20 protein-coding genes are annotated in these 22,457 nt (G+C 35.3%); 11 read left to right on the plus strand and 9 right to left on the minus strand.

Going from position 1 to position 22,457, the window contains the following annotated elements; genetic code table 11:
- Positions 1–83: 83 nt before the first annotated feature.
- From purN to SCA31_RS03720, 5 genes are all read left to right on the plus strand, one after another.
- On the plus strand, positions 84–650 hold the full coding sequence (gene purN / locus SCA31_RS03700) for a phosphoribosylglycinamide formyltransferase (RefSeq protein WP_410695498.1): 567 nt from the start codon (positions 84–86) through the stop codon (positions 648–650).
- 171 nt (positions 651–821) lie between these two features.
- Positions 822–2,339, plus strand: a complete 1,518-nt coding sequence (gene purH / locus SCA31_RS03705; RefSeq protein ID WP_410695499.1) for a bifunctional phosphoribosylaminoimidazolecarboxamide formyltransferase/IMP cyclohydrolase — start codon at positions 822–824, stop codon at positions 2,337–2,339.
- 89 nt (positions 2,340–2,428) lie between these two features.
- A complete protein-coding gene (purD, locus tag SCA31_RS03710) occupies positions 2,429–3,667 on the plus strand; it encodes a phosphoribosylamine--glycine ligase (RefSeq protein ID WP_410695500.1) in 1,239 nt (412 codons plus the stop codon).
- A 160-nt stretch (positions 3,668–3,827) separates the two neighbouring features.
- On the plus strand, positions 3,828–5,357 hold the full coding sequence (gene guaA / locus SCA31_RS03715; protein WP_410695501.1) for a glutamine-hydrolyzing GMP synthase: 1,530 nt from the start codon (positions 3,828–3,830) through the stop codon (positions 5,355–5,357).
- Between the two features lie 168 nt (positions 5,358–5,525).
- Positions 5,526–6,572, plus strand: coding sequence for a hypothetical protein (locus tag SCA31_RS03720; protein WP_410695502.1), 1,047 nt, complete (start codon positions 5,526–5,528; stop codon positions 6,570–6,572).
- 324 nt (positions 6,573–6,896) lie between these two features.
- Here the strand turns inward: SCA31_RS03720 and SCA31_RS03725 are convergent, their stop codons facing one another.
- Positions 6,897–7,073, minus strand: coding sequence for a hypothetical protein (locus SCA31_RS03725; protein ID WP_410695503.1), 177 nt, complete (start codon positions 7,071–7,073; stop codon positions 6,897–6,899).
- 248 nt (positions 7,074–7,321) lie between these two features.
- On the opposite strand from SCA31_RS03725, the gene SCA31_RS03730 reads away from it, so the two are divergent.
- Positions 7,322–8,830: a nitrilase-related carbon-nitrogen hydrolase gene (locus SCA31_RS03730; RefSeq protein WP_410695504.1), complete on the plus strand. Its 1,509-nt coding sequence runs from the start codon at positions 7,322–7,324 to the stop codon at positions 8,828–8,830.
- A 56-nt stretch (positions 8,831–8,886) separates the two neighbouring features.
- On the opposite strand, the gene SCA31_RS03735 is transcribed toward SCA31_RS03730, so the two are convergent.
- Positions 8,887–9,054: a hypothetical protein gene (locus SCA31_RS03735; protein WP_164463030.1), complete on the minus strand. Its 168-nt coding sequence runs from the start codon at positions 9,052–9,054 to the stop codon at positions 8,887–8,889.
- 333 nt (positions 9,055–9,387) lie between these two features.
- Here SCA31_RS03735 and SCA31_RS03740 point away from each other — a divergent pair, with 333 nt between their 5' ends.
- From SCA31_RS03740 to SCA31_RS03750, 3 genes are all read left to right on the plus strand, one after another.
- A complete protein-coding gene (locus SCA31_RS03740; protein WP_410695505.1) occupies positions 9,388–9,594 on the plus strand; it encodes a cold-shock protein in 207 nt (68 codons plus the stop codon).
- A 34-nt stretch (positions 9,595–9,628) separates the two neighbouring features.
- The gene (locus SCA31_RS03745) at positions 9,629–11,362 is read left to right on the plus strand and encodes an ABC1 kinase family protein (RefSeq protein WP_410695506.1); all 1,734 of its coding nucleotides are present in this window, start codon (positions 9,629–9,631) and stop codon (positions 11,360–11,362) included.
- Positions 11,363–11,487: 125 nt separating this feature from the next.
- On the plus strand, positions 11,488–12,840 hold the full coding sequence (locus tag SCA31_RS03750; RefSeq protein ID WP_410695507.1) for a DEAD/DEAH box helicase: 1,353 nt from the start codon (positions 11,488–11,490) through the stop codon (positions 12,838–12,840).
- Positions 12,841–12,891: 51 nt separating this feature from the next.
- Here SCA31_RS03750 and SCA31_RS03755 read toward each other — a convergent pair whose 3' ends face one another.
- The 4 genes from SCA31_RS03755 to SCA31_RS03770 form a co-directional block, all read right to left on the minus strand.
- Complete coding sequence (locus SCA31_RS03755; RefSeq protein ID WP_410695508.1) at positions 12,892–13,548, minus strand: GDSL-type esterase/lipase family protein; 657 nt, start codon at positions 13,546–13,548, stop codon at positions 12,892–12,894.
- Positions 13,549–13,613: 65 nt separating this feature from the next.
- A complete protein-coding gene (locus tag SCA31_RS03760; RefSeq protein WP_410695509.1) occupies positions 13,614–14,075 on the minus strand; it encodes a lipocalin family protein in 462 nt (153 codons plus the stop codon).
- Between the two features lie 209 nt (positions 14,076–14,284).
- Positions 14,285–15,448 (minus strand): iron-containing alcohol dehydrogenase, encoded by a 1,164-nt coding sequence (locus SCA31_RS03765; protein ID WP_410695510.1) that lies wholly within the window; start codon positions 15,446–15,448, stop codon positions 14,285–14,287.
- A 156-nt stretch (positions 15,449–15,604) separates the two neighbouring features.
- Positions 15,605–16,012: a winged helix-turn-helix transcriptional regulator gene (locus tag SCA31_RS03770; protein WP_410695511.1), complete on the minus strand. Its 408-nt coding sequence runs from the start codon at positions 16,010–16,012 to the stop codon at positions 15,605–15,607.
- Positions 16,013–16,112: 100 nt separating this feature from the next.
- On the opposite strand from SCA31_RS03770, the gene lpdA reads away from it, so the two are divergent.
- The gene (gene lpdA, locus SCA31_RS03775) at positions 16,113–17,513 is read left to right on the plus strand and encodes a dihydrolipoyl dehydrogenase (protein WP_410695512.1); all 1,401 of its coding nucleotides are present in this window, start codon (positions 16,113–16,115) and stop codon (positions 17,511–17,513) included.
- A 170-nt stretch (positions 17,514–17,683) separates the two neighbouring features.
- On the opposite strand, the gene SCA31_RS03780 is transcribed toward lpdA, so the two are convergent.
- From SCA31_RS03780 to SCA31_RS03790, 3 genes are read right to left on the minus strand one after another with little or no spacing between them, the layout of a single operon-like run.
- A complete protein-coding gene (locus SCA31_RS03780) occupies positions 17,684–18,289 on the minus strand; it encodes a hypothetical protein (protein WP_410695513.1) in 606 nt (201 codons plus the stop codon).
- A 50-nt stretch (positions 18,290–18,339) separates the two neighbouring features.
- Positions 18,340–18,921, minus strand: coding sequence for a peptide deformylase (gene def / locus SCA31_RS03785; RefSeq protein ID WP_410695514.1), 582 nt, complete (start codon positions 18,919–18,921; stop codon positions 18,340–18,342).
- 56 nt (positions 18,922–18,977) lie between these two features.
- Positions 18,978–19,544, minus strand: coding sequence for a Crp/Fnr family transcriptional regulator (locus SCA31_RS03790; protein ID WP_332560315.1), 567 nt, complete (start codon positions 19,542–19,544; stop codon positions 18,978–18,980).
- A 201-nt stretch (positions 19,545–19,745) separates the two neighbouring features.
- Here SCA31_RS03790 and SCA31_RS03795 point away from each other — a divergent pair, with 201 nt between their 5' ends.
- Complete coding sequence (locus SCA31_RS03795) at positions 19,746–22,280, plus strand: phosphoenolpyruvate carboxylase (protein ID WP_410695515.1); 2,535 nt, start codon at positions 19,746–19,748, stop codon at positions 22,278–22,280.
- The last annotated feature ends 177 nt before the right edge of the window (positions 22,281–22,457 follow it).

The following is a 22,457-nucleotide window of genomic DNA, read 5'->3' on the forward strand; positions in this document are numbered from 1 at the left end:
TAATATAACAATATAACGATGTACCAGTGTACCAATTAAATCATTGTTACATTGCTAAACTGATACATTGTTACATTAATAGAATGAAGAATATCGTTGTACTCGTATCCGGTTCAGGAACCAATCTGCAGAGAATCATTGATACTATTGAAGCTGGAGAAATTCAGAATGCAAAAGTAAATTTGGTGGTTGCTGACAGAGAGTGTTTCGGATTAGAAAGAGCAAAGAATCACAATATAGAAAACATACTCATTCCAAGAGGAAAGAACTTCAGCACTGAATTGGCTAAAGTAATCCCACAAAATACAGATCTGATCGTATTGGCAGGATTTTTATCCATTTTAAAATCTGAGTTCTGCGAAAACTGGAATGGTAAGATAATCAATATTCATCCTGCATTGCTTCCGAAGTTCGGTGGAAAAGGAATGTGGGGAATGAACGTTCATAATGCAGTCATTGAAGCAAAAGAAGTAGAAAGTGGGGCAACAGTGCATTTTGTAACTTCTGGAATTGATGAAGGAGAAGCTATTCTTCAAAAATCTTTTGAAGTAACAGCTGATGATACTCCTGAAACATTAGCACAGAAAGTTCATCAGATAGAATATGAAATATTTCCCTTAGCGATCAATAAGGTCCTGGGAAATAAATAAATTTTACAATGTACTAATGTAACAACCAGTATTGAAGGTATTGTTACATTGCTAGACTGATACATTGTTAAATTAATAAAAAAAAATCTAAGTAAAATAAAAGTAAGTTCGGAGGTGAAAGACCCGGACACAGTTTGAAATAGCTGTAAAAAGTAAAAAATTGAAAGTAAAATGAGTAAAAAGAGAGTTTTAATCAGCGTTTCTGACAAGAGTGGATTAATTGAGTTCGCACAGTTTTTAGAAGCTCAGAACTATGAGTTGATCTCTACAGGAGGAACGTTCAAACATTTGAAAGACGCTGGTTTAAATCCCATTCAGATTGATGAGGTTACCGATTTCCCTGAAATGTTGGACGGAAGAGTGAAAACTCTACACCCAAAAGTTCACGGTGGATTGTTAGCTGTTCGTAACAACGAAGAGCACATGAAAACCGTTCAGGAGCACGGAATTGGTCTGATTGACATGGTTATCGTAAACCTTTATCCTTTCTTTGAAAATGTAAATAAAAATATTTCATTACACGAGAAAGTAGAGTTTATCGATATCGGTGGACCATCAATGCTTCGTTCTGCAGCAAAAAACTTTGACTCTGTGACGGTAATTACTGATGTAGAAGATTATACAACAGTAAAACTGGAAATGGAACAAAATGGGGATACGTACATTGAAACCCGTAAAAAGCTTGCAGGCAAAGTATTCAACCTTACCTCTGCTTATGATGCAGCTATTTCAAGAATGCTTTTAGATGAGGAATATCCTACCTATTTAAATGCTTCTTACAAAAAGGTTTCTGACCTAAGATACGGCGAAAATCCTCACCAGACAGCGGCTTACTATGTTTCTACTTTCGAGAATGGAGCAATGAAAGACTTTGAACAGCTTGGAGGTAAAGAACTTTCTTTCAACAATCTTCGTGATATGGACCTTTGTTGGAAAGTGGTTACTGAATTCAAAGAAGAAATGGCTTGTTGTGCCGTAAAACACTCTACTCCTTGTGGTGTAGCTATCGGTACTTCAGCATTGGAAACCTACCAAAAAACATTCGAATGTGATCCGGTATCTATCTTTGGCGGAATTGTTGCTATGAACTATAAAATTGATGCAGCTACAGCCGAAGAATTAAACAAAACATTCCTTGAGATTGTAATGGCATCAGATTTCGATGAAGAAGCTCTTGAAGTTTTAAGAAAAAAGAAAAACCTAAGAATCATCAAAATTGTAAACCCTGTTTCAGATAAGCAGACGTGGGTGAAAGTGGATGGTGGTATCTTGGTTCAGGATAACGATACTCATTTCTCTGATGATATTAAGGTGGTAACAGAAGTTCAGCCTACAGAAGAGCAGAAAAAAGCATTGCTTTTCTCTCAAAGAGTTGTAAAATATGTGAAATCAAACGCTATTGTAGTTTCCAACGGAATCCAGGCTTTCGGAATTGGAGGTGGACAGGTTAACAGAATCTGGGCTACACAGCAGGCTATTGAAAGAGCAAAAGAAAAATTTACAGGAGATTTAGTATTGGCTTCAGATGCGTTTTTCCCTTTCCGTGATGTAGTTGATTTCTGCGCTCAGGAAGGTATTAAGGCTATCATTCAGCCGGGTGGAAGTGTAAAAGATCAGGATAGTGTAGAAGCTGCAAATGAGCACGGTATCCCAATGATGTTTACAGGTGTTAGACACTTTTTTCACTAATTAAAATAGAATTAAAAAATAATTAGGGATTGTATTTTTAGCATTCAAAATTATATATTTGTAAAATAAGACTAGATAATAAATAAAGTATGAGAATATTAATCATAGGTGAAGGCGGTAGAGAATCTGCTTTAGCGGCAAAGCTTCAGAATGACTCAAGAATTTCTAAAATGTTTTTTGCTAACGGGAATGCTACTACCGATGTAATAGGGAAAAATGTTCATTTATCAGAAATCAAAGAACTTAGAGATTTCGCTATTAAAGAAAAGGTTGATCTTACGATTGTAGGTCCTGAGGCTCCACTAGTTGCAGGCTTAAAGGATGAGTTTAAAAAACACGATCTTAAAGTTTTCGGACCCACGCAGAAAGTGGCAAGCCTTGAAGGAAGTAAGGCTTTCTCTAAGAAATTTATGCAGACCTATGATATCAAAACGGCAAAAGCTGTAGTATTTGATTCATATAATGATGCTAAAGAATATGTACAGACACAGGAGTATCCTTTAGTAATCAAGGCAAGCGGTTTAGCAGGTGGGAAAGGTGTTGTTATTTGTGACACTCTTGAAGAAGCTGAAGCTACCATCCATGATTTCATGATCAGAAGAATCTATGGAGATGCTGGTATCCGTTTAGTTATCGAAGAATATTTACAAGGTTTTGAAGCTTCTATTATCGCTTTTTCAAATGGTGATAAGCTGTTCCCTTGTGTAGCTGCAAAAGATTATAAAAAAGCTGGAAACGGGGATACAGGACCAAACACAGGAGGTATGGGTTCAGTAGCACCAAGTCCGGAATTTACTCAGGAGCACTATGCTGATTTCGAGAAAAATATCTTAGAACCAACCATTACAGGTCTTAAGGCTGAGGGCTTCGGATTTAAAGGAATCATCTTCTTCGGATTGATGGTAACTAAAAATGGAGCTTATCTTCTGGAGTATAACATGAGATTCGGAGATCCTGAAACTCAGGTATTGATGGCTCTTATGGAAAACAACCTTCTGGATGTGATCCAAGACTGTATGGAAGGGAAAGACATTGAGCTTAAGTTTAAGGACGAAAAAGCAGTTTGTCTTGTAATGTGTTCAGGAGGATATCCTAGAAACATTGAAACAGGGTTTGCAATTACAGGTGAAGATAAAGTAAACCACAGTAAACTATTATATGCAGGAGCTATCAGAAAAGGAGACAAAGTGGTTTCCAACGGTGGTAGAGTATTGAACATTGTAGCAACAGGAGCTACTTTCGAAGATGCCCGCAAGAAAGTTTATGAAGACGCAGGTCATGTGCATTTCGATTACGGCTTCTACAGAGAAGACATCGGAAAGTTTTAATAAAAATCGCGAAAAAAGATTTGGAGAAATTCCAAGTCTTTTTTTGTAACACAGTTAATATTAGAAATAAGAGTCAGATGCTAGATTCCAGACTTCAGACCAATAATCTGAAATCTGATGTCCGAAATCTGATATCTTTCAAACAAATCAATTATCAAAAATGAACAACGGTATTATTATTTTAGATTTCGGATCCCAGTACAACCAACTTATCGGAAGAAGAATCCGTGAGATGGGTGTGTACTCTGAAATCCTACCTTACAATACACCTTTACAAGATATTTTAGCAAAACAGCCAAAAGGAATTATCCTTTCCGGTGGACCAAGCTCTGTAAATGCAGAAAACGCTCACCTGGTTGAAAAGGAATTATACGAACAGGGAGTTCCTGTTTTAGGAATTTGCTACGGAATGCAGATGACAGCTCACCTTTTAGGCGGGAAAGTAGACAAGGGAGAAAAGGGAGAATATGGTAAAGCAAACCTTGAAATCATTAAAGAAAGCTCTTTATTAAAAGGAGTAACTCAAAACTCTGTTGTTTGGATGAGTCACTTTGATGAAGTAGGAGAATTACCTGCAGGCTTTGAATTAAACGCAAAATCAGGAGTAATTGCTTCCATTTCCAACGAAGATAAAAAAATATTCTGTGTTCAGTTCCACCCGGAAGTTTCTCATACAGAAGAAGGTGGGAAAATGCTTGAAAATTTTGTTTTCGGAATCTGTAATGCAGATAAAAACTGGAAACTGACTAATTATATTGAAAAAACAGTTGAAGAAATTCGTGAAAAAGTAGGAGATAACAAAGTAATCCTTGGTCTTTCCGGAGGGGTTGACTCTTCTGTAGCAGCCGTTTTGATTCACAAGGCTATTGGTGATCAGTTGACTTGTATCTTTGTAGATACAGGACTATTGAGAAAAAATGAAGGTAAGAAAGTAATGGACCAATATGGAGAGCATTTCCATATGAACATTAAAATGGTTGATGCTCAAGAAAGATTCCTTTCAAAACTTGCCGGAGTAGATGATCCTGAAGCGAAGAGAAAAATCATCGGAAACGAGTTTATCCATGTTTTTGATGAAGAATCCCACAAAATTGAAGGAGCTAAATTCTTGGCACAAGGAACAATTTATCCTGACGTTATCGAAAGCCAGTCTGTAAACGGACCATCTGCAGTGATTAAGTCTCACCACAACGTTGGAGGACTTCCTGAAGATATGGAATTCGAATTATTAGAGCCATTAAGAGAGCTTTTCAAGGATGAAGTAAGAAGAGTAGGTGAAGAATTAGGAATTCCTCATCACATGGTATACAGACACCCTTTCCCAGGTCCTGGACTTGGAATCAGAATATTGGGCGCTGTGGATGCTGAAAAAGTAAGAATCCTTCAAGAAGCTGATGATATCTTCATTGAAGAATTATATAAAAACGATCTTTACGAAAAAGTATCTCAGGCTTTCGTAGTATTGCTTCCTGTAAAATCTGTAGGAGTAATGGGTGACGAGAGAACTTACGAATATACAGCTGTAGTGCGTTCTGCTAACACCATCGACTTTATGACGGCAACGTGGAGCAGACTTCCTTACGAGTTCTTAGATACTGTTTCCAGCAGAATCATCAATGAAGTAAGAGGAATCAACAGAGTAGCTTATGATATTTCAAGCAAACCACCTGCAACCATTGAGTGGGAATAATTTTTGACTTGAATTTAAAATATAAATCCTGCCCATTTTTGGGTGGGATTTTTTGTTAAATGTTTTTATTATTTCTGAGAAAAACCTTTATTTAGCATAGAATAATCATGAAACACTAATCAGATGGATAATGTTAAATAATCATATCCATTGGTCTACAAATTATATATGAGAAACACGTTAACATTCTTACTGATTCTAACAGTCACTTCCATCTTTGCACAGTCTAAAAAGTTTATTATTGAAGAGCTAAATCTGCCAGATCCTACGCAGGCAATTTCCAACTCCAATTATAATAAGATCCAACTTCAGGATGTAAGGCCTGATCCTGAAAATTTCGGGATCGTAATGAAAGGAGTGTCTGATAGAAAAGCTAAGGTCAGATTCAGCCCGAGCTTTGAAGAACAGCTCACCAAAATGTTTGATAAAGGAATTGATAAAAGCTCTGCAAAAGATCAGGAGCTATTTTTCCAGTTGAGAGATTTGAATTATCTGGAAGTAACCATTGATTTTACTCAGTACGGATATTTTGATTTTAAAGGATTGATCTTTGGAGGTAAGGATAATCAGTACCAACTGATCAAGAAGGTTGACACTACATTGGTTTTGTATAAAATGGATGTTACAAAAGAAATGGAAAAACAGTCTTTGAACTATATCAAAAATTCTATATTCGAAAGCGTTTCTGCCAGTCCTATTGATAGCAGGGTTTATACTTTAGAAGATATTAATAATTATGATAAAATAGCGAAATCACGATTGCCTTTGTATACTAACCAAAAGCTTATAGATGGGATTTATCTGAATTATAAATCATTCAGTATGCAAACTCCTGATCAGCCGATTGATGAAATAAAAATGGAGCAAGGAATGATTGCCAAGATAACTTATATGGATGATAAAGGAAAGAAGAAAAATGCAAAAACAGATTCTTACGCTGTTGTTTATCAGGGAAGACCTTTTGTGCTTTATGCCGGTGAGTTGTATCCAATGAGAAAAACACCGGAAGATTTTTATTTCATTTCAAAACTTCATGAGCTGCCAAATGGTAAAAGACAGTTTTCTGGAGGAATAACAGTACAATTGATAAGCGGAGTAGTGGGCGGAGTAATTGGGATTTTGATAAAAACGGGAAAGGCAAAACAATATGAATGCCGGTTGGACTATTTTAATGGCAAGTATGAGATCATTAGAGAGATCAGTTCAAAGAAATAAGATAATTGAGCTTAAAATATAAATCCTACCATTTTTGGTGGGATTTTTTATTACCAATCTTGTCTTAAAATAATTCCAATGCTTAAAAAATAAATTAATATTAAGAATGTAATGCCATTAATAAGGTATAAGATTGCTTTTTTACTATGCTGATGAATTATATAAAAATTAATAATTAAAATAAGGAGAACTACTGGAATAAATTCAAGGAAAAAGTCTGACTGAAAATATGTTGATAATACTAAGTAAATCAATGATATAATTAAATTAACTATTGAGAGTTTTTTCATGCCTAGTTTTTGTTTAACATTAGATTAAGGTTTGCTAGGCTGCATTATAAAAATAAAAATCCTCTGCAGAAAAAGCATTCAGATTTTCCATATAATCAAAATAAGAATTATAAATATCAGTATCTACAGATAAATATTGATGTGATATCATATCAACAATAATATATTCTACATCATTAAATGTATGTAGAACATTTCTTACTTGTGACACGTACTTATTTTCCAGAACTATAACAGCAATTTTTTCTGAGTCAATTTTTATATCAATGTCATAGTGAGATGATCATGTCTCCATTACAGAGGTGAAATCAGAATGTTTCCAGTAATTATTTGAATGAACTACTTTTCGTAAAGTTTCAGTGATATTCATTGTTAAATTTTGTCTTAATGGTTGGAAAGTACTTTTCTATAAGGATTTAAGTAAAATATTTTCACTAAATTTAAGTAAAATTACATCAAATGCAAATAGATACAAGAAACCTGACGCTTCAGGATTATAATGAATTGGCGGAAACAATGAAAAGGGCTTATCCACAGATGTCGGAATCCATTTGGTCCAAAAAAAGTATTGAAAAACTGACAAAAATGTTTCCCAATGGGCAAATCTGCATTACCGTAGACGGAAAACTAGCTGCCGTGGCACTTTCCATTATTGTTAATTATGATGAATTTGGAGACGATCATACCTATAGTGACATAACAGGGAACTATACTTTTAATACCCATTTATCTACAGGGAATGTTTTATATGGAATAGAAGTCTTTGTAGATCCGGAATTCCGTGAACTTCGTCTCGGAAGAAGGTTGTATGATGCCCGAAAAGAACTTTGTGAATTATTAAACTTAAAATCGATTGTTCTTGGTGGAAGAATCCCAAATTATCACAAATACAGCCACGAACTTTCTCCAAGAGAATATATACGAAGAGTAAGAGATAAGGAGATTTATGATCCCGTTTTATCTTTTCAGCTTTCTAATAATTTTCTTCCGATCAGAGTTCTGAAAAAGTATCTTCCCGAAGATGAAGCTTCACATGAAAACGCTGTTCTTTTGCAGTGGAATAATATTTACTATAGCAAAAGTCCTAATACCATGCAGGATAGTATCATTCGCCTCGGTTTGGTACAGTGGCAAATGCGACATTTTAAAGATATAGAAGCATTTTATGAACAGGTCGAGTTCTTTGTGAATGTAATGGGAGACTACAAATCGGATTTTGTGCTTTTCCCAGAGTTGTTCAATACACCGTTACTGGCTCCTTTCAACAAACTTTCAGAAAGAGATAGTATGATAGAACTGGCTAAACTTACTGAAGATATCAAAAAGAAAATTTCAGAATTGGCCATCAGTTATAATGTGAACATTATCTCCGGAAGCATGCCTGTTTTTGATAACGATAATAATGATTTGTATAACGTAAGCTATCTTTTGCACCGTGATGGACGTATAGATGAATACCGAAAAATTCACATTACTCCCAATGAAAAGAGGTATTATGGAATGAAAGGAGGTAATGAAATAAAGGTCTTTGATACAGATTGTGGTAAGATAGGCCTTGTCATATGCTACGACGTAGAATTTCCTGAATTACCAAGGATTTTGGCAGATCAGGGAATGAAGATCTTGTTTGTTCCTTACCTTACGGATACACAGAATGCTTACATGAGAGTACGCCACTGTGCCGCGGCTAGAGCCATAGAAAATGAATGCTATGTAGCAATCGCAGGCTGTGTGGGTAACCTTCCGAAAGTAAATAATATGGATATTCAGTTTGGGCAGGCTGCAGTATTTACGCCGTCAGATTTTGCCTTTCCTTCCAATGCTGTGAAAGGAGAAGCTACACCCAATACAGAAATGACATTGATTGTAGATGTAGACTTGAACTTATTGAAAGATCTCCATCACAACGGTTCCGTTCAGGTGATGAAAGACCGAAGAAAAGACCTTTATGAAACCTATCTTAAATAGCAAAACAGAATGCGAAAGCATTCTGTTTTTATTTTACCTAAAATTTATTGAGCGTATTATTTATACTGTGGGCAAACCACTGCAGGACAAATTAAGCCCGGGCATTGTGGAAGTCCGTCAGTAGGGCAGCACTGATGTGAGCACTTACCACCGATAATGATTCCACTTCCTGAAACGTTCTTTAATTGTTCTCTTGAAAGTTTGCTGTTACGTAAATTTTTCATAGTGTAATACTTTTATTGGTTTGTTTTGATATTTGTACGATGTAAATATAGAAAAATATATTAAGTTTTATCACTAATGGTGGATTTTTGTGTTTATGATTATTTTTTATTTTGTAATATGTTGATTATGTGTTTGATTTTTCAATAAATTATTTTGAAATCATTATATTTAGTCATTAATAAAAAACTAAAAGCTATACAAAAATGAATTGTAAAATGGTATAACACTGAAAAAATACTATGGCTTTATCACTCCGGGTAGAAATATGAGAGTAGTAAGTGAACCCTAAAATAGGTTGAATTAAAAAAAATACTAATATTTAATATAAAAATATGACAGGTACAGTTAAATGGTATAATGAATCAAAGGGATATGGATTTATTTCTCCTGATGATGGCAGTGTAGATATTTTTGTTCATTATTCTGCATTAAAAGCAGTAGGAATAACAACTTTATCCGAGGGACAAAAAGTTTCATTTGATCTTGTTAGAGCAAAAACAGGAAAATTAGAAGCAAGTAATATGAAATTATCATCATAGATCTTAAGGATTAATTATATGAAAAACTATCAGTGTGCTGGTAGTTTTTTTAGTAAGCACTTTTATAAAAGTAGAGTTGGGAACAGTTTTTGGAGTAAATTGCACCTACTATACATACACTATGTTTGACAAGCAGCAAAGAAAATTGAAAAGATCCGCCAGACTTATTTCCGTATTAAGCAAATATGGTTTTAAGGATATGCTGGCAAGAATGAACGGAGGGAATAAGCAGGAAGAAACCTCAAATTCGGATGAGATTATTTCAAAAGGGACCGTTTATGAAAGAATCAGGCTGGCTCTTGAAGAGCTGGGGCCTACCTTTGTAAAACTTGGTCAAACATTCAGTAATAGGGAAGATTTACTCCCACCGGAACTGATTCAAGAGTTACAGAAATTACAGGACAAGGTAGAAACGGTAGACATGGATGTGGAAGAAGCACTGGAGAGCGAATTCAATATCTCAGTGAAAGACCATTTCCTGGAAATTCAAAAAAAGCCATTGGCTACGGCTTCCATCGCACAAGTTTATAAGGCGGTTTTGCTGGATGGCAGTCCGGTAATTTTAAAATTGAGAAAACCAGATGTACAGTCTGTTATTGAAGATGATTTACTTTTAATAAAGGATATTGAAAAATTAATATCTGCCTATTCAGAAATAGGCGAAAAACTTAATCTGAAACAGGCCATTTCAACTTTCGAAAGATCATTATTGGAAGAAGTATCCCTGATCAACGAAAAGAATAATATTCAACAGTTTCGTCTTAATTTTAAAAATAATAAAGAAACCTATGTCCCTAAAGTATATGATGAATTTTCCAACAATAATATTCTTTGTATGGAATTCATTGATGGAATTAAGGTGACGGATAAATCAGTTCTTTTAGCAAATAATATTGACCCTGTAAAAGTTTCTGAAACAGGATTAAGACTTTTTGTTTCTCAGATTCTGGATTATGGTTTCTTTCACGCAGATCCGCATGCTGGAAATATTCTCGTGAAAAAAGACGGTAAGATTGTCTTTATAGATTTTGGTGCCGTAGGAAAGATTCAGCCTAATGATAAGGAAATTCTTGAAAACCTGATTGTAAGCTTTGTTGCCAAAAATCCACATAAAATAGTTCGTTATCTTAAAAAAATGGCCGTAAGCTATGAAATTCCGGATGAAAGGAGGTTTGAAAATGATGTGGAAGACATCCTGAATTTTGTTCACAGTTCCTCATTGCAGGAAATCAATGTTCAGGTGATCATCAATAAGATGAAGGATATTTTAAAAGATAACAGACTTTATATGCCTGATTATTTTTATCTTTTATTTAAAGGAATCAGCCTGATAGAGGGAGTAGGAAGAAATATTAATCCGGATCTGGACATTGTAAAAAGTCTTCATCCCTATACCCGAAAAATATTTACAAAAAAAATCAGCCCAAAGAACCTTTTAAAAACTGGAATGGACAGGATGATGAATTTTACAGATAATGTAGATGAAATCCCCAAGGAACTTCGTTCTGTGCTCCAAAAGCTCGATGAAAATAAGTTCACAGTCTCCAGTGAAATAAAAAATATAGAAAAGACTAACCAACTTATAAAGTCCAGTGTTGTCAATTTAATTTTAGCCATGATACTGGGGGCAAATATCATAGCAACCTCTATAGTATTTACTTCAGAATCAGGTCCAAGAATTGGTGAGTTGTCTGTTGTTGCAGTTTTAGGATTTGTTTTTTCAGTTATTTTAGTTTTGATACTCTTGTTGAGGGTAACCAGAAAGTAGAAAAGATAAAAGTTAAAAAAGTGATTATGCCAATCTAAGGGTTGGTAATGGGAGCCTGTAACCTATCATCTGGCCCCTTTTAAACCTGATTTTAAATTCTACATATTAATACCTATCTTTGCAAAATGGAAAAACTCACTTTTGCAGATTTTGACCTGCCGGTTAAGATTCTTGATGTTTTAGCGGATTTAGAATTATTTGAGCCTACCCCTATTCAGGAGAAAAGTTTAAAGCCTATCCTTTCCGGGCGAGATGTAATGGGAATTGCACAGACAGGAACGGGGAAAACATTGGCCTATCTTTTACCTGTTCTAAAGACTTGGAAGTATAATAAAACAGGAAATCCAACTGTTTTAGTACTTGTTCCTACAAGAGAATTGGTGGTACAGGTAACCGAAATCATTGAGAAACTGACAGAAAATATTACAGCAAGAGTAATTGGAATATACGGTGGGAAAAATATCAATACCCAGAAATTATTATTTAATGATGGTTGTGATATTTTAGTAGGAACTCCTGGTAGAGTGATGGACCTTTCCATAGACAATGCAATTTCCCTGAAAGAAGTTCAGAAGCTTATCATTGACGAGTTTGATGAAATGCTTAACCTTGGTTTCAGACCACAGTTGACTCACATTTTTGAAATGATGAAAGGGAAGAGACAAAATATTCTTTTTTCTGCAACCATGACAGAAGCTGTAGATGATATGTTGGATGAATATTTTGCAAGTCCGATAGAAATTTCATTGGCAAAATCAGGGACACCGCTTGAAAAAATAGAACAGACTGCCTATAAAGTTGAAAACTTCAATACTAAAATCAATTTACTTGAGCATTTATTGAAGAATAATACAGACATGTCCAAGGTGTTGATTTTTAATAACAATAAAAAGCATGCAGACTTGCTTTTTACGAAGATTGATGAGCTTTTTCCAGAGCAGTTTGACGTGATTCACTCCAATAAGTCTCAAAACTATAGACTTAAAGCGATGAAGAGCTTTGAAAATGAAGAAATCAGAGGGCTAATCACTACGGATGTAATGGCAAGAGGTCTGGATATCTCAAATATTACCCACGTTATCAACTTTGAGACACCTGATATCCCTGAACAGTATATTCACAGAATCGGTAGAACTGGTAGAGCGGATAAAGAAGGTAAGGCCGTGACTTTTGTAACTAAAAAGGAAGAGCCTTTAATTCTTGATATTGAACTATTGATGGACAAGGAATTAAAGTTTAACGAGTTCCCGGAGGGTGTGAAAATCAATCCTAATAAAATTGCTTCTGAGAAAGATGAGGTGGTGATGAAAAATCCGGTTCAGGTAAAACTGAATGATGGAGGAGGAGCTTTCCACGATAAAAAGGCGAAGAATACTAAAGAGAACTGGGGTGGTCCATCAAAAAGAAAGGCACCTAAGAAATTTGGAGCCAACAGATCACAACAAAAAGCGATATCTAAATCGAAAAGAAAGAAATAATACAAAAAAAGACTCCCACTCGGGAGTCTTTTTTTATTTCATGATTATAGATTATTTCATATAAGGATTCATTACCTTAGTCCAGATTTGGTAGCCCTCAGGCTTAAAATGGAGCATATCTTCCACGAAAATGTCTTTTCTAACATTTCCGTTGGCATCTTCCATTGCCTTGGTAACATCAATAAACTCAGCATTAGGTTCCTTTTTCATGAAAGCGGAAATCCTTTTATTGGCTTCTTTCATTTGTGGCCAAAGCTTCTCTCTGCTCGGAGAATATTTTATAGAGATGTAGTCTACTTCAATATTAGGAAATCTTTCACGGATCTTTCTGTAAAGGGTTTTATATCTTTTAACAACTTTTTGAGCTTTCAACTGATGGTTGTCTGCAAAGTCATTTTCCCCACAATATATAATAATCTGTTTAGGCTGATAAGGCGCTAAAAGATCATCAGCAAAATAATTGAGATCGGTAAGCCTTGAACCACCGAAGCCTCTGTTGATAATTGTCTTAGTTGGGAAATAATCAGCAACATCTGTCCATTTGGTAAAGGAAGAGCTTCCTAAAAATAAAATGGCATCTCGGGATGGTGGATTCTGCTGATCCTGTTTTTTGAACTCTTGAATGTCCTGCCAGAACATGGGCTTTTTTTCCTGAGAAAAGGCAATAGTAAAACACAGCAATAGAAAGGCTGTTAGAATCTTCTTCATTATTTTCAGATTTAAAATTTGAGATAAAAGTAATAAAAAACTCCCGATCATCGGGAGTTTAGAGTTTATCTTTTGTAAGTAATATACGTGACATCCGGTATTTTATCCCCATCTCGATCATAATTGCCAAATTGTTGTGCCAGTCTAAGATCTTGACCTGTCAAAATATCAACCTTGTATTTCATATTTTCTTCTTTGTCAAACTTGATGCCTAAAAGCTTGGTTTCTTGGTCATAGGTATATTCCCCTTCGCTTTTTGCAAGGATCTGACAATCTGCACCAGTTCCTACATAACCCGTGTAGCTGATATAAAAATCTGTTCTGAAGAAAAGAGTATTTTTTGTTGCACATCCTGTCAAAACATCGGTTTGAAGAACTGTTTTATTATCCTTTCCGGAAATTACTTCTCTCTTCACTTCTTTCCAATCTCCCTTCATTATGTCCATTTCATAGGCTTGAAGGTTATCATCATTACAAGAAGTCAATGCCAAAGCAGAAAAGGCAAATAAAAGTAGTTGTTTTTTCATTTTCACAAATTTTAAGAATATGCTAAAATATAAATAAATTTGAAATATTTGTAATGAAATAATGATTTTTTAAACAAATGTTTGTAAATAAGATAATTTGAAACACCCTGAGATAGGGTAGGCATAAATTATTAAAAAGATTCTGTTAGTAAGCATTAAAAAAAGCGAACCTTGGTCCGCTTTTATATATTATTTTATTCAAGAAGTTATTAATAACTCATTTCCACAATTTTGGAAGCATCCTGAGGGGTCAATTTCTTGTACTCTCCAAGACCTAGCCAATTTCTGTCTGTAAAGGCTTTTTCTACTCTTTCTGCAGTGCCTTTGAAATCTTCTGTATATTCTGAAAGCTTGGTTTTGATATGCAGGCTGTGGAAGAATTCTTCCAGTTTTTTAATTCCCAGTTCAGCTTTTTCCTCTACAGTTCCATCCTTAATTCCCCATACTCTTTCTGCATACTGAGCCAATTTTCCTTTTTTGTCTTCAAAATTGTAACGGTAGTGAGATGGAGCAATGATAGCCAATGTTCTGGCATGGTCTATACCAAAATAAGCTGTCAGCTCATGGCCCATGGCGTGTACAGCCCAGTCTGTGATGACTCCTTTCTGAATCAATCCGTTTAAAGCCATTGTACAACACCACATAAAGTTTCCTGCTGCATCATAATTGAAATCATCTGCCAATACTTTCGGAGCTGTTTCCTGAATACTTATTAAGATACTTTCTGCAATTCTTTCCTGAAGATCAGCAGAAGATGGAGCTGTCATATATTGTTCCAACACATGGGTATAGGCATCTGTAAGGCCATTTACAATTTGATTTTTAGGAATAGATTTGATTACTTCAGGATCTAAAACCGAAAACTGGGGGAAAAGTCCGGGACCACCCGAAGATAGCTTCTCATTGGTTTCTCTTCTTGAAATTACATATCCCGAATTCATCTCAGAACCTGTTGCCGGAAGCGTTAAAATAGTTCCGAAAGGCATTCCTTCTCCTTCAAAAGTTCTTACTTGCTTGGTTAGAATTTCCCAAGGCTCACCATTGTAATTGGCTGCTGCAGAGATAAATTTAGTGCCATCAATCACAGATCCACCACCTACAGCAAGAAGATAATTGATGTTGTTTTCCTTAATGAAGCTTAATGCGTTGATCAACACTTCATATTCAGGGTTGGCAGGGACTCCACCGAACTCATACAGATCATGATCCTTTAAAGCTTCCTTTACCTGATCATACACTCCATTGTTTTTGATGCTTCCACCACCATAGATCATTAATATTTTAGCATCCTGAGGAATTTCCTTTGAAATTTTAGCAATTTCACCTTTCCCGAAAAGTATTTTTGTTGGATTTTTAAGTTCGAAATTAAGCATTGTTCTAAATTTATTTTAACCCAAATTTACGGAATGAAAAAGGAAAATTGAGTTAATGAAATTTTAAAATAGCTATCATTACGTTTCATGAAAGCTATTGAGAGTTTATTTTACAGCAAAGTCACGGCAATTGTCTGTCATACACAATGGTAAGATTTAATGATTACCGGAAAGATAGACCTTTGCTCTTTTTATAAAATCTACCTTGTCTTTTTTAATATCCTCCAATAATTTCTTTCTGTCATCCGGAATGGTTAGATACTGGTCTCCCCAAAGGTTGATTTCTACAATAACCGGAACCAGATCAATCCCTTTTTCGGTAAGATGATAGAGGATTTTCAATTTATTGTCTGGATGATCCTTTTTATCTATAATTCCGTTTTCCAATAGTGTTTGAAGCCTGGTTGCCAAAATATTGGTGGCAATTTTTTCATCCGCTTTTAAGAATTCTCCATAGGTACATTCTTTTTTAATCATCAGGTCACGAATGATTAAGAGTGACCATTTATCACCCCATATTTCCAAGGAGCAACTGATGGGGCAGTCTGATCTTTTTTTACCCATTATTTTAATTTTAAAAATATTACTTGCAAAATGAAAGTATTTATCTTAATTTTACTTTTATTTTGCAAGTAAATTTAATCATAAAAAATTAATAAATCAAATGGAAAATTATGATGTTGCCGTGATCGGCTCGGGACCTGGAGGATATGTTGCAGCCATAAGAAGCGCACAGCTTGGTTACAAAACAGTGATTATAGAAAAGTATGATACTCTGGGAGGCACCTGTACCAACGTAGGGTGTATTCCTACAAAGGCTTTGCTGGATAGTACGCATCATTATGCAGATGCTCATCATAAATTTAAAGATCACGGAATTAAACTAGATAGAGTAGAACTCGATTTTTCCCAGATGTACCACCGAAAATCTGAAGTTGTTGGAAAAAATACCAGTGGTCTTGACTTTTTAATGAATAAAAATAAAATTACCCGTTTGAAAGGTACAGCAAGCTTCATCAATAATTCTGTTATAAAAATTATTAATGAAACAGAATCTAAGGAGATTACTGCCAATAATTACATTATAGCAACAGGTTCAAAGCCATCAACCATTCCCGGGGTAGTAATTGATAAGAAAAGGATCATTACTTCTACTGAGGCATTATCTTTAAAAGAAAAACCTGAAACCATGATTATTATTGGTGGTGGTGTGATCGGAGTGGAAATGGCGTCTATCTTCAGTCGTATCGGAACACAGGTAATAATTCTTGAATATGGAGATCACCTGATTGCCGCAATGGATCATGAATTGGGAAAAAATCTTCAAAAAATACTTAAAAAAGAGGGAATTGATATTCGTCTCAATCAGGCTGTTTATAAAGCTGAAAGTTCAGATTCTGTTGCCAGAGTATTTTTTAAGGATAAAAATGGAGATGATCATGAACTGGAAGCGGACTATATTTTGGTAGCAGTCGGAAGAAGTCCTTATGTAAAAGGATTAGGCCTGGACAATACAGATGTAAAGTTAGATGAGCGAGGATTTATTAAGGTAGATGAAAATAACCGGACCTCTGTTTCTACCATCTATGCTATTGGAGATGTAATTGGTGGTGCTATGCTGGCTCATAAAGCAGAAGAAGAGGGTGTTCTGGTGGCAGAGACTATTAATGGGCAGAAGCATCATATTCATTATGATAGAATTCCTTCTGTTGTATATACCTGGCCTGAGGTGGCATCCGTTGGATATACCGAAGAATATCTGAAAAAGAATAATATAGCCTATAATGTAGGAAAGTTTCCGTTTTCTGCGAGTGCCAGAGCAAGGGCTTCAATGGATACGGACGGTTTTGCCAAAGTGCTTGTTGACCCGAAATATGGTGAGGTACTAGGGGTGCATATTATTGGTGCAAGGGCTGCTGACCTTATTGCACAAGGGGTAATTGCTCAGGAGTATGAGGTGACAGCAGAAGATATGTTCCGTATGTCTTATGCACATCCTACTTATTCTGAAACCTTAAAAGAAGCTTACTTGATAGCATCCGGACAAGGTGCTGTAAATATTTAAACTTAATCTTGTTGAAAATCGTAAAGACATAAAAAAATGACCTTTATACTACAATGCTTTTAAGGTAACGACTCATAAATTTTATCAGTGATAAAATCCTTGAGTCCTAAAACATGAAGTTTGTGAAATTTTTTGCGTCCTTGCGATTTTCCAACAAATGACAGCTTTTACTATAAAGCTGAGCAATCTTCATTTTTGGAATAAATCCCATTGCTTTTAGCTTCCAGTTTTCCGGTTTCTCTGTTGATGGTAATTAAAAAAGATTCTTTGGTAACAGGGCATCCTTTAGACTGCAGAGCATACATGGAAATACGATTGTCTTCAATTTTATAAGAACCGGTAAATTTGTTTTTGGGATCAATTGAGTAGCCATAGGTTTTAGCCAATAAAATAGCTTCCGGAAGATTATCAATCTTACCAATAAAATCTCTTAACTGTTGCTCATTGGAAAAATAAACAGATCTGTCTTTTTTACACGCAAGAATATAGGTGAAGCAATTGTTGCCCATGCATTTCTGAAAAAAGCCTCTTTCAGGAACAGGTTCATTGATGGTCATAAAATCTGGTGCCTGACTTTCATATACGATTGCCTTTTCAAAGTCAATGTCATTGGTTAGCACTATCCAGTATTCATATTCTTTATCGGGCACAATAAAAGGGTAGAGATAGTCTGTAGTATCCAGAATGTCTGGGATTTTCTTATAATCATCAGGAACCTTGATCTGTGCACAAAACAGATTGGATAGGATCAGGGAAAGAGTGATGACTATTTTCATAAAGAAAGTGTTTTCAGAGGCAAATTTACAAAAACTTAATGATTCCGGATTTAAATAAACTTCATTGGATAGCTTGTTGAAACATTTCCGTTGATAATCTTTTTCAATTTTGATTCTATCAGTTTTCTTGTAAGAGGTTTCAACCGATCAGTATATAAAATTCCCTGGGTATGATCGTATTCATGTTGGATGATTCTGGCCGTTAATCCGGTAAAGGTTTTTGTTTGCAGGGTGAAATCCTGATTCTGATACTCAATGGTGATTTCCCAGGGTCTTGTTACTTTTTGAGATAATCCGGGGATACTTAAGCATCCCTCATAATCATCCCATCTTTCCTCAGAACTGTTAATGATTCTGGCGTTGATAAAAGTTTCCACAATTCCCTTGTCGTTCTTTTCAAAGTACAGGATTTTATCTTCAGAATCAAGATTTTCAAAAGCAACCTTACTATCCACAACAAAGAGTTGTAAAGGTTTTCCAATTTGAGAAGAGGAGAGACCACAGCCATTAGCCAGATTCATGGTGTCCCACATATCCGCAATGAGAGTCTGTATTTCAGGCGTATTCTCCTTAACCTCTATACATTTTTGTTTTAAAATACGGTTGCCATAGGCTATAATAGATAAATTCATTAAATTATTTTCCTGCAAAGTTCCTCAGAAAGGGAAAGATATGCAATGAACCTATGTTAATTAATCTGCCTTCGAATTCTGCTTAAAGCCTGCGGAGTAATGCCAATATAAGACGCTATATATTTCAAGGGAACACGTTGAAGTAGTTCAGGTTGTTCTGTAAATAGTTTCAGGTAGCGCTGCTTGGCTGTAAGTTTTAAAAGAGAAAGTTCTCTTTTACTTTTAGCTAAAAACAATTTTTCAGAAGCGAAACGTCCCAAATGGTTTCCCACATTCGTCTGATTGTAAATCTTCTGTAGGTCGTCATAAGAAATTTGCCATACTAAAGTTTCTGTGAGAGCCTGCATTTCATATTCCGATGGGGTTTGGGTAAGAAAAGAGTCATAGGCACAGGTGAATTCTTTCTCAAAGCTGAAGCTGAAAGTATAGCCATGTTCATCATCAGGAATATAAAACCTTACCAACCCTGATTCTATAAAGGATAGGTAGTTTTCTGTATCACCTTGTTGGGTAATGATATCATTTTTTGCGTAGACTTTTCTTTGGAAATGACCTGCAATAAAAGCCCATTCTGATTCCTGCAGCTTTACAATTTGTTCGTAATATTCTCTGATGTACCCCATAGAAACGTATTTGAATAATTCTTAATATAACTTCAGAGATTGTGATGATTATATTTATGAATTAATTTAAAAATCAAAGTTACAAAATGTTTAATTGAGGAAAACGACTGTAAAAAAACATTCTAATATTTTTTGCTTTTAGCCCTTAATTTTTGTCATTTGTCAATTCAACTCATTCTAAAATCACTTACATTTGTTACTATGAGACACGACCAACGCACAGAAAAATTCAGGCAGATCGTGGAGAACAAATTCCAGATCTACAATTCATTATTTATGAGCCTGCCCTATGATAAAATGACGAATATCGGAATGCTTCTCCCGTTCCTGTATGAGGAAAGCAAAACAGGCTATGACGCAGGAAAAACCCCTGAAGAAATCGTCGAAGAATTTTTTAAAAACCATACTGATCTTCAGACCGAAGAACAAAAACTTGAGCTGCTTTTTAAGATTATCCAGTATATAGAAAGACAGGTAGTTTTGTTCGATAGTATTGAAGATGCTGCATTTCCAAATCTGCATTCAGAAAGTGACAGCGGAACAGTGACTAATCTTTTCGAACGTTCTTTTCAGGATCATAAAATTGAAAAAGTACGTGAAAAATTAAAAGATTTTAGCGTTAAGGTTGTATTTACGGCCCATCCAACTCAGTTTTATCCAAGCTCAGTACAAAGGATTATTCAGGATCTGAGAGGAGCCATTACCAGTGATTCCGTTACACAGATTGATATGCTTTTGCAACAGTTAGGGAAAACCCCTTTTGTGAACAAAGAAAAGCCCACTCCTGTTGATGAAGCATTAAGCATTATTTCCTATCTGAGGTATGTCTATTATGATACCATTGGAGAATTGTTTACGAAGATAAAAAAGACCTTTGGAAACGATCATTTCCATTTGCATGAAGATATTATTCAGCTTGGTTTCTGGCCGGGAGGAGACCGAGATGGAAATCCTTTTGTGACAGCAGATGTTACCAAAAGAGTAGCAGAAGAACTTCGTTCAGCGATACTGAAATCTTATTACAGCCATTTAAAATTCATCAGAAGAAGATTAAGCTTCAGAGGAGTTTCAGAGGTTTTAACACAATTAAGTGAAGAATTGTATGCTGCGATTTTTGATGGGAAAAGTATTACAGCAGAAGCAATCTTAAAGAAAACTGATGAAGCCGAAAAAATATTGATCAATGAGCATAATTCCTTGTTTTTAGATCTTTTGGCTAATTTCAGAGATCGAGTGAAGATTTTTGGGACTCACTTTGCTACATTGGATATCCGACAGGACAGCAGGATTCATCAACAGGTAATTGATACGGTATTTGCAAAAGTATACGGAACCGAGAATGCCGATGATGAGGAGAAATTTAATAAATTGATTCAAGTTTCACACGCTGTACATGCTGATGATTTTGAAGATATTGTAAAAGATACATTGCTGACGGTTTCACAAGTTTCTAAAATTCAGGATTTAAATGGATTGAGGGGGATGAACCGCTATATTATTTCCAATTCCGATGCTGTAAAAGATGTGATGAATGTGTATGCATTCTTTAAAATCTGCGGCTATCAGGATGAGGCAATCAATATGGATATTGTTCCGCTTTTTGAAACCATGGAAGGGCTTGCCAATGCTGAAAATGTGATGAATGAATTGTATCACAATCCTATTTATAAAAAACACCTTGAGAAAAGAGGAAATCAGCAGACTATAATGCTTGGCTTCTCCGATGGAACCAAGGATGGTGGATATTTAAAAGCAAACTGGGAAATCTATAAAGCTAAGGAAGTTTTAACTCAACTTTCAGAGCAGAATAACATCAAGGTCGTATTCTTTGATGGTAGAGGAGGCCCACCGGCAAGAGGAGGGGGTAAAACTCACGATTTCTATGCTTCACAAGGGAAAACAATTGCCAATAATAAGATTGAACTAACAATTCAGGGGCAGACGATTACCAGTATTTTCGGAAATAAAGAGCAGGCAAAATATAATTTTGAACAGCTTTTGACAGCCGGAGTTGAAAACGATGTTTTTAAAAATGCTAAAAAAGATCTCACTGAAAAAGAAAGAGCATTAATTATTGAATTGGCAAATATCAGTTACCAAAAATATTCGGACCTAAAAGCTCACCCAATGTTTGTTCCTTATCTTCAGGAGATGAGTACACTGGAATATTATGGAAAAACAAATATCGGAAGTCGCCCATCCAAAAGAGGAAATGGAAGCGAATTGAAGTTTGAAGACTTACGGGCAATTCCTTTTGTGGGTTCATGGTCGCAATTGAAGCAGAATGTACCCGGATTTTTCGGTTTTGGATATGCGATGCAGAAAATGAAAGAGCAGGGAAGGTTTGAAGAAGTAAGAGAACTGTACAAAGGTTCAGATTTCTTTAAAACCTTAGTTTTGAACTCTATGATGAGCATGAACAAGTCTTATTTTCCTCTGACTTATTATATCAGAAATAATCCGAAGTTCGGAGCTTTCTGGAACGTTCTTTTCAGTGAATATGAACTTTCAAGAGAAATTATGCTGGAACTTACAGGCTTTAAAATGCTTCAGGAAGAAGATCCTCTATCAAGAAAATCAGTAAAGATCCGTGAGAAAATTGTACTTCCATTGTTAAGTATTCAGCAATATGCTTTAATGAAGATTCAAAAAGGAGAAGGGAATAAAGAAGCCTATGAAAAGCTGGTGACGCGTTCTTTATTCGGAAATATTAATGCGAGCAGAAACTCAGCTTAAGTTATTTTTAAAACAGGAATAACTTCAGTAACAAAATAATAATTACTATCAATAGAAACGGGCTAGGGCCCGTTTTTTTATTCTAAACAACCCACAAGCTTTCGCTCATAATTATTAAAAACCATAATTTCTCTCGCAGATTATACAGATTCAGTAGACTTAATTCTATATAAGTAT

Origin of the sequence: Chryseobacterium sp. SIMBA_028 (genome assembly GCF_046535285.1) — a bacterium.
Lineage (GTDB): Bacteria > Bacteroidota > Bacteroidia > Flavobacteriales > Weeksellaceae > Chryseobacterium.

Bases quoted from the DNA above. Each gene is read 5' to 3' on its own strand.
- SCA31_RS03750 (WP_410695507.1), top strand. From the start codon at position 11,488: ATGGAAAAACTCACTTTTGCAGATTTTGACCTGCCGGTTAAGATTCTT.
- purN (WP_410695498.1), top strand. From the start codon at position 84: ATGAAGAATATCGTTGTACTCGTATCCGGTTCAGGAACCAATCTGCAG.
- purH (WP_410695499.1), top strand. From the start codon at position 822: ATGAGTAAAAAGAGAGTTTTAATCAGCGTTTCTGACAAGAGTGGATTA.
- def (WP_410695514.1), bottom strand. From the start codon at position 18,921: ATGAATTTATCTATTATAGCCTATGGCAACCGTATTTTAAAACAAAAA.
- SCA31_RS03755 (WP_410695508.1), bottom strand. From the start codon at position 13,548: ATGAAGAAGATTCTAACAGCCTTTCTATTGCTGTGTTTTACTATTGCC.
- lpdA (WP_410695512.1), top strand. From the start codon at position 16,113: ATGGAAAATTATGATGTTGCCGTGATCGGCTCGGGACCTGGAGGATAT.
- SCA31_RS03790 (WP_332560315.1), bottom strand. From the start codon at position 19,544: ATGGGGTACATCAGAGAATATTACGAACAAATTGTAAAGCTGCAGGAA.
- SCA31_RS03795 (WP_410695515.1), top strand. From the start codon at position 19,746: ATGAGACACGACCAACGCACAGAAAAATTCAGGCAGATCGTGGAGAAC.
- SCA31_RS03730 (WP_410695504.1), top strand. From the start codon at position 7,322: ATGCAAATAGATACAAGAAACCTGACGCTTCAGGATTATAATGAATTG.
- SCA31_RS03765 (WP_410695510.1), bottom strand. From the start codon at position 15,448: ATGCTTAATTTCGAACTTAAAAATCCAACAAAAATACTTTTCGGGAAA.
- SCA31_RS03770 (WP_410695511.1), bottom strand. From the start codon at position 16,012: ATGGGTAAAAAAAGATCAGACTGCCCCATCAGTTGCTCCTTGGAAATA.
- SCA31_RS03720 (WP_410695502.1), top strand. From the start codon at position 5,526: ATGAGAAACACGTTAACATTCTTACTGATTCTAACAGTCACTTCCATC.
- SCA31_RS03735 (WP_164463030.1), bottom strand. From the start codon at position 9,054: ATGAAAAATTTACGTAACAGCAAACTTTCAAGAGAACAATTAAAGAAC.
- SCA31_RS03760 (WP_410695509.1), bottom strand. From the start codon at position 14,075: ATGAAAAAACAACTACTTTTATTTGCCTTTTCTGCTTTGGCATTGACT.
- SCA31_RS03780 (WP_410695513.1), bottom strand. From the start codon at position 18,289: ATGAAAATAGTCATCACTCTTTCCCTGATCCTATCCAATCTGTTTTGT.
- guaA (WP_410695501.1), top strand. From the start codon at position 3,828: ATGAACAACGGTATTATTATTTTAGATTTCGGATCCCAGTACAACCAA.
- SCA31_RS03740 (WP_410695505.1), top strand. From the start codon at position 9,388: ATGACAGGTACAGTTAAATGGTATAATGAATCAAAGGGATATGGATTT.
- purD (WP_410695500.1), top strand. From the start codon at position 2,429: ATGAGAATATTAATCATAGGTGAAGGCGGTAGAGAATCTGCTTTAGCG.